Source organism: Brevundimonas sp., from assembly GCF_016463295.1.
GTDB lineage: Bacteria > Pseudomonadota > Alphaproteobacteria > Caulobacterales > Caulobacteraceae > Brevundimonas.
Map to the genome: position 1 here is coordinate 1 of NZ_JAEMRO010000071.1, position 11,012 is coordinate 11,012.

Consider the following 11,012-nt stretch of genomic DNA (forward strand, 5'->3'; position numbering starts at 1 on the left):
GGCGATCATCATGTCGCCGGCGATCTTCAGCTTGCCCTGCATGAAGGCCATCATGGGATCGAGCTTGCCCTCGGACAGGGCCATGAAGTCGTCCCAGCCGATGGAGACGGTGGCGTCGGCGGGCTTGTCCTCGTTGGTCACGGTATTCGGGACCGAGGTGCCGTCGATGTAGATCTTGCCGGTGTCGCCCAGGTCCAGCTTCACGGTCTTGCCCAGACCGGAGTTGTCGCCCACGGCGCCGCGGATGTGTTCGGTGACTTGAGCCAGATCGGGCATGTGCGTTTCCTCTGCTGATCGGTCGCGAAGACCGGTTGAGGACATGGACCTAGACCGGGAAAGCAGGCGTGCCAAGGTCACGCGGCGTCAAGTTGGCGAGATCACCGCAGACCCCGTTGCGCAAGCCATCGCCCTCGGCTAATCACCCGCTTACCGGAGACGTGGCTGAGTGGCTTAAAGCAACGGTTTGCTAAATCGTCGTACCCTGTAAGGGGTACCCAGGGTTCGAATCCCTGCGTCTCCGCCACTCCATGAAAAATCAGCCTGTTAACGCGACAGTGAGGGCGCATGGGGCAGGATGGGCGCTGTTCCTTTGCAGCCCGCTCAAAGCCCGCTTCATGCCCGATGCCGCCCGCCTGATGCCCGACCCCGTTCGCGGGGATGCCGTCGCGGGCGAGGCCGTGGCGGAGGCAGTCGTGGGCCTGCCGGCCCTGGCCAAGGGCCGCAGGAAGGCACCCCGCGGCGACGACAGCGCCGCACGTCGCGGCCCGTTTCGCCCCGATGTCTGGCTGAATGCGCGCCAGAGGCACGCCTCGCGCCTGGCGGCCCATTATTTCCGCGCGTTCGACGTTCTGATCGTGGTGGCGATCAGCCTGGGCTGTGCCGCGCTGAGCACGCCCGACAGCGTATTCCAGAGCCCCCTGGCCCATGTCGCGCCCTATGTGATCGGGGCGGTGGTGGTGCTGGCCCTGATGCGGTCGCTGGGGCGGTACCGGTTTTCTCGGCGGCAGTCGGCCTCGTCGCACCTGACGTCGGTGGTCGCCATCGTGGGCATAGGCGGGATCGCGGCCCTGGGAAGTCTGGCGTTCACGGGCGCTCCGCAGGGGCAGTGGGTCGGGGTGCTAAGCTGGATCGCGCTGACGCTGATCGCCATGACCGGCCTGCACATGGGCTGGGGCGGGCTGGTGCGGAAATGGCGGGCGTCGGGCGCTCTGACACCCAATATCGTTCTGGTCGGGGCAACCCGGCGGGCCGAGAGTCTGATCCGCGAGGCGCTGAAGCGGCGCGACCTGAATGTGCTGGGCATCTTCGACGACCGGCTGGCGCGGTCGCCGACCGCGATCGAGGGCGTGCCGGTGCTGGGGACGGCCGACGCCCTGCTGGCCCACAAGATGACGCCCTATGTCGACCGGATTGTGCTGGCCATCGATCCCAAAGCCGAGGCGCGGGTGCGCGAGCTGAACAATCGCCTCAGCCTGCTGCCCAATGAGGTAACCCTGCTGGTCGAGCCGACGGGTGCGGAGGAAACCAACCGGGCGCTGGACCGGCTGGCGGCGGCCCCGCTGGCGGACATTCAGGGGCCGTTGGATCCTGACCGACGCGCCTTCAACAAGCGCATGCAGGACATCATTGTGGGACTGATCGCCCTGATCCTGCTGGCCCCCGTCATGGCGGTGATCGCCCTGGCCATTCGGCTGGACAGCCCGGGGCCGATCTTCTTTCGCCAGCGTCGTCACGGCTTCAATCACGAGGAGATCGTGGTCTGGAAGTTCCGCTCCATGCGCCAGGAGACCGCCGACGCCACCGCCAGCCGTCAGGTCACCCAGGACGACGACCGAGTGACGCGCATCGGCCGCTTCATCCGCAAGACCAGCCTGGACGAGCTGCCGCAACTGCTGAACGTACTCACCGGCGAGATGTCGCTGGTCGGGCCCCGCCCCCACGCCATCGGCATGAAGACCGGCCATGTGGAGAGCGCGCGACTGGTCGCCGACTACGCCCATCGCCATCGCATCAAGCCGGGCATGACCGGCTGGGCCGCCGTCAACGGCTCGCGCGGGCCGCTGCACACCGCCCAGGACGTGCGCCGCCGGGTGCAACTGGACATCGACTATGTGGAACGCCAGTCGATCTGGCTGGACCTGTGGATCATGGCGATCACCGTGCCCGTCCTGCTGGGCGACCGCAGCGCGGTGCGCTGAGCCATGTTCTGGCGCGGGGTCTGGGGCTATCTGCCCGCCAACATCGTGCAGGGGCTGGTCGGGTTTCTGGCCATCATCGTCTTTACGCGCCTGCTGAGCCCGGAGGATTTCGGGCGGTATGCGCTCGCGTTTTCCGTCCTGACCCTGGCCCATGTGGCGGTGTTCAGCTGGATGGAGGCCTCGATGGCCCGGTTCTGGGCCTCTTCGAAACCGGGGGCGGACCTGGTCGGCCATTTCGCCAGCCTGTACCGCGCCGCCGGGCTGCTGACGCTCGCCTTCGTGCCGGTGGTGGCCCTGGTGCTGTGGCTGTGGCCGGCCGATCCGCTGCTGAAGATCGCCCTGGCGGCCGGGCTGGCGGGGTGTCCCATCCGGGCATTCAGCAAGCTGGCGCAGGAGCGGTACCGCGCGGCGGGCGAGGTGTCCAAGGCGGCGCGACTGGACATGGCCGTCGCCATCGGCGGCCTGACCATCGGCATCGGCTTTGCGCTGGCGGGCGCGGGCGGCGCGGCCCCCTTGCTGGGGCTGGGACTGGCCCCGCTGATCGCCCTGCCCTTCGTCCTGCCGGGCGAACTGAAACACGGGGCCGGCGGGCGGCTGGAGCGGGCCCGGGTCAGGGAATACGCCCTCTACGGCTATCCGATCGCAGCCTCGCTGGCGTTGACGGTCGTTTTGGCATCGACGGACCGGTTCCTGTTGGCCTTCTACATGGATGAGGCGGCGGTGGGGGCCTATCACGCCAGCTACTCTATCGCGAACCGGACGCTGGACGTCATGTTCCTGTGGCTGGGCACTGCGGGTCAGCCGGCCATGGTCATGGCGCTGGAGCGCGGAGGGCTGAGCCAGCTGAAGATCGCCGCGCGGGAACAGGCCTCGACCTTCTTCCTGATCGGCCTGCCCGCCGCCGCCGGGGTGGCACTGGTGGCCCGGCCGCTGTCGGAGGTGCTGATCGGCGAGGAATTGCGTGTGGCGGCGACCAGCGTGACGCCCTGGATCGCCCTGTCGGCCCTGCTGTTCGGGCTGACAGCCTATTATTTCGGACAGGCCTTCACCCTGGGGCGCAAGACCAAGCGGCTGCTGGAGGCCATGGCCATTCCCGCGGTGCTGAACATCGTGCTGAACTTCATCCTGGTGCCGCGCTTCGGCCTCGTCGGGGCGGCCTGGTCGACGGCGGCCAGTTTCGCCGTCGGCCTGCTGGCGACCTGGCTGATCGGGCGGCGGGTCGTGGCTCTGCCGGTGCCCTGGGACGCCCTGGTGCGATGCCTGATCGCGACAGGGGTGATGGCGCTGGCGGTTCTGGCTCTGCCGCCCATTGGAGGGTTCGCCGAGCTGATGATGGATGCAGCGGTCGGGGGCATCGTCTATGCGGTCGTGGCGCTGACCCTGAATGCGTCGGGCATTCGTGACGTGGCGCTGCGACTGGCGGACCGCCTGCGGGCACGGGGTGCGACGGCATGAGCGCGCATCTGACCTTCAGCTCGACGTGGCAGGCTGCGCAGCCGCGACTGTCCGTGCTGACGCCCTTCCTGCGCGATGACCCGACGTCCCTTCTGGAGATGCTGGAACGAGAGGCCAACGCGCTGGCGGGATCAGTCGAGATCATCCTGCTGGACGACGGCACCGGCGATGCGGCTTTGACGGCGCGGCTGACACAGCAACTGGCGAACCTGACCCTGCCCGTATGCCTGATCACCCTGGCCGCCAATGAGGGGCGTGCGATCGGGCGCAACCGCCTGGCCACGGCAGCGCGAGGGAGCACGCTGTTGTTTCTGGACAGCGACATGCGGCCGGACAGCGACCACTTTCTGAGGAGCTGGGCGGATCTGATCGAGGCGCGCGACCCGGCCATAGCGTTCGGCGGCTTTTCCCTGTTGCAGGCCCCGACCGATGCGAAGTTCGCCGTGCACCGGGCGCTGGCGGCCGCTTCCGAGTGTGTGGGCCATGTCGAGCGGGCGCAGCAGCCAGAGAAGTACGTCTACACCTCAAACCTCCTGGTCCGGCGCGATGTGTTCGAGGCCGAGGCCTTCGATCCCGGCTTCACCGGCTGGGGCTGGGAAGATGTGGAGTGGGCCATGCGCGTCGCCCGCCGGTTCGAGGTGCTGCATATCGACAATCCAGCCACGCACATGGGGCTGGATACGGTCCAGTCGCTGGCCGCCAAGTACGAACAGTCGGCCCCCAACTTCGCCCGCATGGCCCAGCGCCACCCGGAGATCGTCGCGGCCTATCCCAGCCATAAGGTGGCGCGGATGCTGAAGCGGGTGCCCGGCCTGCCAGTCTGGCGGCGGATGATGCGCAAGGGGGCCGAGGCGGGCTGGCTGCCGGTCAAGGCGCGGGCCTTCTCGCTGCGTCTGTACCGCGCGGCCCTCTATGCGGACGCGATCTGATGGCGGGCGATGTCGCGGTCATCATCCCGACCCTGCGACGGCCCGATGGCCTGCTCGACGCCTTGCAGTCGGTGTTCGGCCAGCAAGCGGTTGGGCATCGGGTCGGCCAGATCGTGGTGGTCGATAACGACCCGACAGGCTCAGCACGCGATCTGGTCGAGGGTCTGCAGACCGAGAGGCCGTGGCCGCTGACCTATGTCCATGCGCCGGTGCCGGGCGTGGCCACGGCGCGGAATGCGGGACTGGCGGCGACCGAAGCGCCATTGATCGCCTTTCTGGACGACGACGAGGTCGCCTCGCCCGGCTGGCTGGCGGCCTTGCTGGAGGGACAGACACAGACCGGCGCCGATGTGGTGTTCGGCCCCATCACGGGGCGCGCGCCATCTGCCGAGCCCTGGCTGCAGCCCTATCTGGAGCGCTTCTTCGGGCGTCACGGTCCGGCGAAGACACAGCTCATCGACCAACCCTGGGGGTGCGGCAATTCCCTGATGGTGCGGGCGACCGCCCTGCCCGGCCCGGCCCCGTTCAATACCGCCTCGGATCAGGCGGGGGGCGAGGACGATGCCCTGTTCGCAGCCCTGTCGGCGCGCGGCGGACGGTTCGGCTGGGCCGCCGATGCCTGGGTCGAGGAGTTCGCCCCGCCGCACCGGGCCACCCTGCGCTATGCCCTGGCCCGCGCCTTCGCCTATGGCCAGGGGCCCAGCCAGACAGCGGCGGCGGCTAAGGACTGGCCAGCCGTAGCGCGCTGGATGCTGATCGGGGCGGCTCAGGCCATGGTGTGGGGGGCAGGCTCTGTCGCGCTGGCCATCGTCCGAAGCCCTCGACGGGCCGACCTGTATGATCGGACCGCCCGCGGTATCGGAAAGCTGTTCTGGATGAAGGGGTTCGAACCGCACTTCTATGGCGCGCGCGAACTGGCCCGGCTGGAAAAGGCGGCCGCCTAACCCGCCAGCTTCTTCAGGAAGGCCGGGGGCTCATAAGTCGAGCGGTTGACGACGACGCCCGCGATACGACCACCGGCCGCCTCGATCTCGTCACGCAGGATCAGGGGCTCGTTCGGGGCGGTGCTGCCCGCAGCGACGACGATGACGGTCGAATCGACGATGGGGGCCAGGGTGATCGACAGGTCGTTGCGGTCCGCGGCGGGGGCGTCGATCACCACCGTGTCGGCATGGCGGCGCAGGGCGTCCCAGTAGCGGGGATCGCCGATGGCCTCTGCCCGCTGGCCAGCCCGCAGGGCCTCAGCGGCAAACTTCGTCACCCACAGACGTCCCCCCAGACAGGGGCGCGCGGTCAGCAGACGCGCGGGATGCACGGGTCGTCCACCCCGATCCATGATGCGGGGCGTCACCGCATAGAAGATGGAGCCGTCGGGCGTGGCGATCGCCGCCTTGCCCAACTTGCCGAAACGGTCCGGGGCCTGGCTCACGGCGTCCAACTGCCCCTGCTGGGCCAGATCGGCGTCGATCAGCCAGACAGGCTTGCGCGCACGGACCGCCGCCAGCCGGGCGTATTCGCGCGCCACGGTGGAGACGCCTTCGCCGGTGTTGGCCGCCGCGATCTGAACCACACGTCCGCGATGGCCCGGCGCGGGTCCCAGCGCCGCCCAGAGGGCCGCCATTTCGGATGTCAGATCGACCATGCGAATCGTTACGCGCTCACGACAGGCTTCAAGCCTATCATGCGCCGCGCGGTGCGGTCTTCATCGGCGCGACGGCCAGGACCGGCAGGTCCATGGTCCGCCCGACTGTCGCCGGGGTCGGATAGCCGCGCCGTGTGAAGACCCGCAACAGGCCCACGCACAGGGCCGTCAGCCCGGCGAACAGGAAGGCGGCGGCCAGTAACGGCAGCTTCAGGCTGGTGCCGCGTGTCGGGGCCTCGGCCCGGGCGATGACATTGACGTTGTCGGCCCCGGCCGCGACCAGGGCGCTGTCGGCGCGGGCGGCGCTCTCGCGTTGCTGGAAGTCGCGGATGGAGGCGGTCAGGACCTCGCGGTTGCCGGCCAGATTGGCATTGGTCGATTCCAGCTGGGTCAGCTCCGCCTGGCGGGCGCGCAGCTGCGCCAGCTGACCCTCCAGAATGCTCAGGCGGGCCCGCAGGGCGTCGCGGTCGGCGGCGGCGTTGATGCGTGTGGTCTCGATCTCGGTGAAGATGGTGCTAGGGCCCGTGCGGACCTCGCGCGCCCCGACCGTGGTGCCGGTGGCCACATAGGCCTGAAGCTGGGCGATCTGCTCGTCCAGATCACGGACGGGCTGGGCGTCTTCGTTATAGCGGGCCAGCAGGTTTTCGCGCTGGGTGCGCAGGGTCAGAATCTGGTCTTGGGCCTGAACATTCAGATCCTGCTGGAGGACGACCTCGGCCGGTTGCTGGGCCAGCTGGCGCTCCAGGGTGGCCAGCCGCTGCGTCGCCTGGCTGAGCTGGGCGCGGACCGACAGCGTCTCGGCATAGGTCGTCTGATAGGTCGCGGCCAGCGTCGCCTTGGCGGTGGCGAAGTCGCCGATGTTGTTTGTCCGCAGGAAGTTCTCATAGGCCACGTCGGCGCGGTCCAGCTCGTCCTCAAAGGCCTCGCGCTGGCTGGCGATGGCGGGGGCGGCGCGGTCGCGGAACAGGGTCCGTCGCTGGACCAGATACTGGTCGATGACAGCGTTCAATACGGTGGCGGCGCGTTCGGGATCGCTGCTCTGATACGATACGGAGATAATCGCGCTGCCGGGCGTGACGCCCACGCCCAGCCCCTCATCGATGGCCTTGACCGCGGCAGTCACCTGTTCGGCGCGGGTGCCTTTCAGATCGGGACCGAGGACAGCGGCGGGCCCAAGCACCTCGACCGCGCGACGCTTGACGCCCAGGCTGTTCAGGATGGCGGCCTCGGACTGGGCGACGGCGTCGGATTCCAGCGTCTGGCCACGTTCGGTGATCGTGCCGACGCGCGCCTGATAGGCATATTCCTGACCCACCCCGGCATAGATACTGGCGGTAGAGGTATAGGTCTTCTTCATCGTCAGGACGACGGCGGCTCCGATGGCGAAGATCAGCAGGAAGACCGCGATCATCAGCATCAGCTCGCGGAACAGCAGGCCGACGACATCCATGAAGCCGTAGCGCGGGCGGGCTGTGGTGTAGGCCGTCGAACGCATGGCGCGCACTGATTCCATCAAATCGGACTGTGATGATCAGCCTTGGGCCACCGGCGTTAACTGATGGTTACCCATGTCCGCTAACCTGTGTTGCGACATCGCCTTCAGGACCGATTCTGCCATGCCCATAGACCGCCGCCTGCTTCTGTTCGGCATGGGTGCCCTCACCACCGGCATGGTCAGCGGCTGCGCCGGCACCGGAGGCATGGCCTCGCGCCTGATGGGCCCGGGCACCGAGCCCGGCGGCAATCGCGTCCAGACCCTGGACCGCGACAGCTTTCCCGAGATCGGCTTTTCCGAATGGCGCGAGGACGAGCAGGAATATGTCCTCTATCCCGGCGACGAGATCGAGATCGCGACCCCGACGGCGACGGAGCTGACCCGGACACAGCGGGTCGGGCCGGACGGGCGGGTGTCCCTGCCCCTCGTGGGCCAGCTGATGGCAGCGGACCGCACCATCGCGGAACTGGAAGCCGATGCCTCTGCCGCCTATGCCAGCCAGCTACGTCGCCCGCTGGTCGAGGTGACGCTGAAGACCGCCGGACCGATCCGCGTCTGGGTCGGAGGCGAGGTCCGCACGCCCGGCATGATCGAGATGAACGGCGACCTGGACGCCTATCAGGCCATCATCCAGGCCGGCGACTTCCTGCCCACGGCCCGTCAGCAGGAGGTGGCCCTGATCCGACGCGGTCGCGGCGGCACGCGCATGCTTCGGGCGGCGGACCTGCGGCCGCGTCGCGGCGAGGTGATCGCGCTCAGGCGCGGCGACATCCTGTTCGTGCCGCGGACGACCTTGGGCGAAGTCGCCAACTTCGTCACCCAGTTCCGCAACGCCCTGCCTGTCGGCTTCACCTATGCGCTGGGCGGGCAGTATCAGAGTTTCTGAGAACGCGCGTCAGCCCCCGCCCAGGGCCACCGCCACGCGATAGGTCACGAAGGCCGCCAGATAGGCCAGGGCGAACATGTAGACGATCATGGCCCAGGTCCATTTCAGGGAGTTGGTCTCGCGCCGCACCACGCCCAGCGTCGCCACGCACTGGGGCGCGAAGATGTACCAAGCCAGGAAGGCCAGACCTGTCGCCAGCGACCACTGCGCCGCCAGGGTGACGCCCAGCAAGCTGGTCGCGCTCTCCGGATCGGCGACGGCATAGACGGTGCCCAGGGCGGCCACGGCGACCTCGCGCGCGGCCATGCCGGGGATCAGGGCGATGACCATCTGCCAGTTGAAGCCGATGGGGGCGAAGATGGGCTCCAGCGCCTTGCCGATCATGCCAGCGAAGGAATAGTCGATGGCCGGACCGGTCGCGCCCTCGGGCGGATAGGGGAAGGTCGACAGGGCCCAGACGATGATCATCAGCGGCAGGATGATCCGCCCCGCCCGCTCGATGAAGATCCGGGCGCGAAGCCACAGATTGAACAGCACGCTTTTGATATCCGGCAGCTTGTAGGCCGGCAGTTCCATCATGAACGGCTCGACCGCGCCGCGCCAGAAGATACGCCGAATGACGAAGGACACGACCAGGGCACTTACGATCCCGGCTACATAGAGGCCGAACATGACCAGGCCCTGCAGGCTCAGGAAACCCCAGACCGTCTCGTTTGGAATGAAGGCTCCGATGATCAGGGTGTAGACCGGAATCCGCGCTGAACAGGTCATCAGCGGCGCGACCATGATGGTGGTCAGGCGGTCTCGCTTGTTGTCGATCACCCGCGCCGCCATAACGCCCGGAATGGCGCAGGCCACGCTGGACAATAGGGGAATGAACGCTCGCCCGTGCAGGCCCGCAAATCCCATGATCCGGTCCAGCAGGAAGGCCGCCCGGGCCATATAGCCCAGGTCTTCCAGCATGATGATGAACAGGAACAGGATCAGGATCTGCGGCAGGAAGACCAGCACGCTGCCGACGCCGGAGATCAGTCCATCGACGATCAGGCTCTGCCAGATGGTGTCGGGCATGACGGTGGCGACCCAGGCCCCCAGACCGCCCAGCAGGGCCTCGATGCCGTCCATCAGCGGCGTGGCCCAGGTGAAGACCGCCTGGAACATCACGAACAGCAGGGCCGTCAGGATGACCAGACCCGCCACCGGGTGCAGCAGGACGCCATCGATCCGGCCGGTCAGCGTATCGGGCTGCTCCGGCGGCTTGACGTAGGCCTTCATGATCCGCTCGGCATCGCGAGCATTGGCGCGCAGGCCCGAGGCGTCCGGCGCGGACCAGGCATTCTGGCCGGGCGTCGCAGCGGCCAGCGTTTCCTCGATCGCGGCGACCAGTTCGGGAATACCGCGTCGACGCGTGGCGGTCGTCGTCACCACCGGCACACCCAGCTCGCGCGACAAGCCGACCAGATCGATCCGCAGGCCCTGACGTTGGGCGATGTCATACATGTTGACGGCCAGGACCATGGGCCGCCCCACGGCCTTCAGCTCCAGCGCCAGACGCAGGACCAGCCGCAGGTTCGTCGCATCGGCGACACAGACCACCACATCCGGCTCGGCCTCCCCGACCAGTTTGCCCAGGACGGCATCGCGCGTGACCTCCTCGTCCGGGCTGCGGGCGCGCAGCGAATAGGTGCCCGGCAGGTCGAGCACCGACAGAGTCCGGCCGCTGGTCGCGCGGATCAGGCCTTCCTTGCGCTCGACCGTCACGCCCGCATAGTTGGCCACCTTCTGGTGCGCGCCGGTCAGGGCATTGAACAGGGCCGTCTTGCCGCTGTTGGGATTTCCGACCAGCGCGATCCGCGCCGCACGCAACGCCACATCCATCAGGCGACCGCCCTGTTTTCGAGCTGGACCGTGATGCTGGCCGCCTCGTGCCGGCGCAGGGCGACCCGCATGTCATCGACCTTCATGGCGATGGGGTCGCGCCCGAACAGGCCTTCGTGCAGCAGTTCCACGGTCGCGCCCTCGACGAAGCCTAGCTCCAGCAAGCGACGCTCCAGCTCCAGCGCATGGTCCTGATGATGGCAGTGATCGCCAACCTGAACGATGACGCCGCGGTCGCCCGGGCGGGCCTGACTGAGTTTGGAGGGTTGGGACATGAGCACTCTGGCGACGGTGACGCTGACGCGCCTTCAGTTGACAGTGATTATCAGGCGCGATGGGGCTGCGTCCACCCCGACGCGGTGCCGCAGGTGCTTGCCGGTTCGCGCCGTTGCGGTATCACCGACATATCGCCTCGGAGCCCGACATGACCCGCACTCACACCCTCCTGACGATCAGCGGACTGGCGCTGACGACTGTGGTCCTCGGTGCCTGCGGTCAGGAAGCGTCCAACGAAGCGCCTCGCCCCACC

At 68.0% G+C, this 11,012-nt stretch carries 10 protein-coding genes and 1 tRNA gene; 6 read left to right on the forward strand and 5 right to left on the reverse strand.

Features of this window, described 5'->3' with window-relative positions:
• Positions 1-276: SCP2 sterol-binding domain-containing protein (locus JHC81_RS11785; RefSeq protein ID WP_292174900.1), on the reverse strand; the 276-nt coding region annotated here is incomplete at its 3' end.
• A 155-nt stretch (positions 277-431) separates the two neighbouring features.
• On the opposite strand from JHC81_RS11785, the gene JHC81_RS11790 reads away from it, so the two are divergent.
• The 5 genes from JHC81_RS11790 (at position 432) to JHC81_RS11810 (ending at position 5,526) form a co-directional block, all read left to right on the forward strand.
• A tRNA-Ser gene (locus JHC81_RS11790) sits at positions 432-523 on the forward strand.
• 91 nt (positions 524-614) lie between these two features.
• On the forward strand, positions 615-2,198 hold the full coding sequence (locus JHC81_RS11795) for an exopolysaccharide biosynthesis polyprenyl glycosylphosphotransferase (RefSeq protein ID WP_292174902.1): 1,584 nt from the start codon (positions 615-617) through the stop codon (positions 2,196-2,198).
• Between the two features lie 3 nt (positions 2,199-2,201).
• Entirely contained in the window at positions 2,202-3,653 is a 1,452-nt protein-coding gene (locus JHC81_RS11800) for a lipopolysaccharide biosynthesis protein (protein WP_292174905.1), read from the forward strand.
• Complete coding sequence (locus JHC81_RS11805; protein ID WP_292174907.1) at positions 3,650-4,582, forward strand: glycosyltransferase family A protein; 933 nt, start codon at positions 3,650-3,652, stop codon at positions 4,580-4,582. Before JHC81_RS11800 ends, JHC81_RS11805 begins: the two co-directional genes overlap by 4 nt.
• Positions 4,582-5,526 carry a glycosyltransferase family 2 protein gene (locus tag JHC81_RS11810; RefSeq protein ID WP_292174910.1) on the forward strand — a complete coding sequence of 315 codons (945 nt, stop codon included), beginning with the start codon at positions 4,582-4,584 and terminating at the stop codon, positions 5,524-5,526. The genes JHC81_RS11805 and JHC81_RS11810 overlap by 1 nt, the downstream gene beginning before the upstream one ends.
• On the opposite strand, the gene JHC81_RS11815 is transcribed toward JHC81_RS11810, so the two are convergent.
• Together JHC81_RS11815 and JHC81_RS11820 are read right to left on the reverse strand one after the other, a co-directional pair.
• Complete coding sequence (locus JHC81_RS11815) at positions 5,523-6,224, reverse strand: hfsB (RefSeq protein ID WP_292174912.1); 702 nt, start codon at positions 6,222-6,224, stop codon at positions 5,523-5,525. The two genes, JHC81_RS11810 and JHC81_RS11815, sit on opposite strands and share 4 nt — an antisense overlap.
• A 37-nt stretch (positions 6,225-6,261) precedes the next feature.
• On the reverse strand, positions 6,262-7,719 hold the full coding sequence (locus JHC81_RS11820; protein WP_292174915.1) for a Wzz/FepE/Etk N-terminal domain-containing protein: 1,458 nt from the start codon (positions 7,717-7,719) through the stop codon (positions 6,262-6,264).
• A gap of 121 nt (positions 7,720-7,840) precedes the next feature.
• On the opposite strand from JHC81_RS11820, the gene JHC81_RS11825 reads away from it, so the two are divergent.
• Positions 7,841-8,605, forward strand: coding sequence for a polysaccharide biosynthesis/export family protein (locus tag JHC81_RS11825; RefSeq protein ID WP_292174919.1), 765 nt, complete (start codon positions 7,841-7,843; stop codon positions 8,603-8,605).
• A 9-nt stretch (positions 8,606-8,614) separates the two neighbouring features.
• On the opposite strand, the gene JHC81_RS11830 is transcribed toward JHC81_RS11825, so the two are convergent.
• Both JHC81_RS11830 and JHC81_RS11835 read right to left on the reverse strand, forming a co-directional pair.
• A complete protein-coding gene (locus JHC81_RS11830) occupies positions 8,615-10,483 on the reverse strand; it encodes a ferrous iron transporter B (RefSeq protein ID WP_292174922.1) in 1,869 nt (622 codons plus the stop codon).
• Positions 10,483-10,758, reverse strand: coding sequence for a FeoA family protein (locus JHC81_RS11835; protein WP_292174925.1), 276 nt, complete (start codon positions 10,756-10,758; stop codon positions 10,483-10,485). Before JHC81_RS11835 ends, JHC81_RS11830 begins: the two co-directional genes overlap by 1 nt.
• Positions 10,759-11,012 lie beyond the last annotated feature (254 nt).

Excerpts from the sequence above, each read along its gene's own strand:
- JHC81_RS11800 (WP_292174905.1), top strand. The coding sequence starts at position 2,202 with ATGTTCTGGCGCGGGGTCTGGGGCTATCTGCCCGCCAACATCGTGCAG.
- JHC81_RS11795 (WP_292174902.1), top strand. The coding sequence starts at position 615 with ATGCCCGATGCCGCCCGCCTGATGCCCGACCCCGTTCGCGGGGATGCC.
- JHC81_RS11815 (WP_292174912.1), bottom strand. The coding sequence starts at position 6,224 with ATGGTCGATCTGACATCCGAAATGGCGGCCCTCTGGGCGGCGCTGGGA.
- JHC81_RS11805 (WP_292174907.1), top strand. The coding sequence starts at position 3,650 with ATGAGCGCGCATCTGACCTTCAGCTCGACGTGGCAGGCTGCGCAGCCG.
- JHC81_RS11830 (WP_292174922.1), bottom strand. The coding sequence starts at position 10,483 with ATGGATGTGGCGTTGCGTGCGGCGCGGATCGCGCTGGTCGGAAATCCC.
- JHC81_RS11820 (WP_292174915.1), bottom strand. The coding sequence starts at position 7,719 with ATGCGTTCGACGGCCTACACCACAGCCCGCCCGCGCTACGGCTTCATG.
- JHC81_RS11810 (WP_292174910.1), top strand. The coding sequence starts at position 4,582 with ATGGCGGGCGATGTCGCGGTCATCATCCCGACCCTGCGACGGCCCGAT.
- JHC81_RS11825 (WP_292174919.1), top strand. The coding sequence starts at position 7,841 with ATGCCCATAGACCGCCGCCTGCTTCTGTTCGGCATGGGTGCCCTCACC.
- JHC81_RS11835 (WP_292174925.1), bottom strand. The coding sequence starts at position 10,758 with ATGTCCCAACCCTCCAAACTCAGTCAGGCCCGCCCGGGCGACCGCGGC.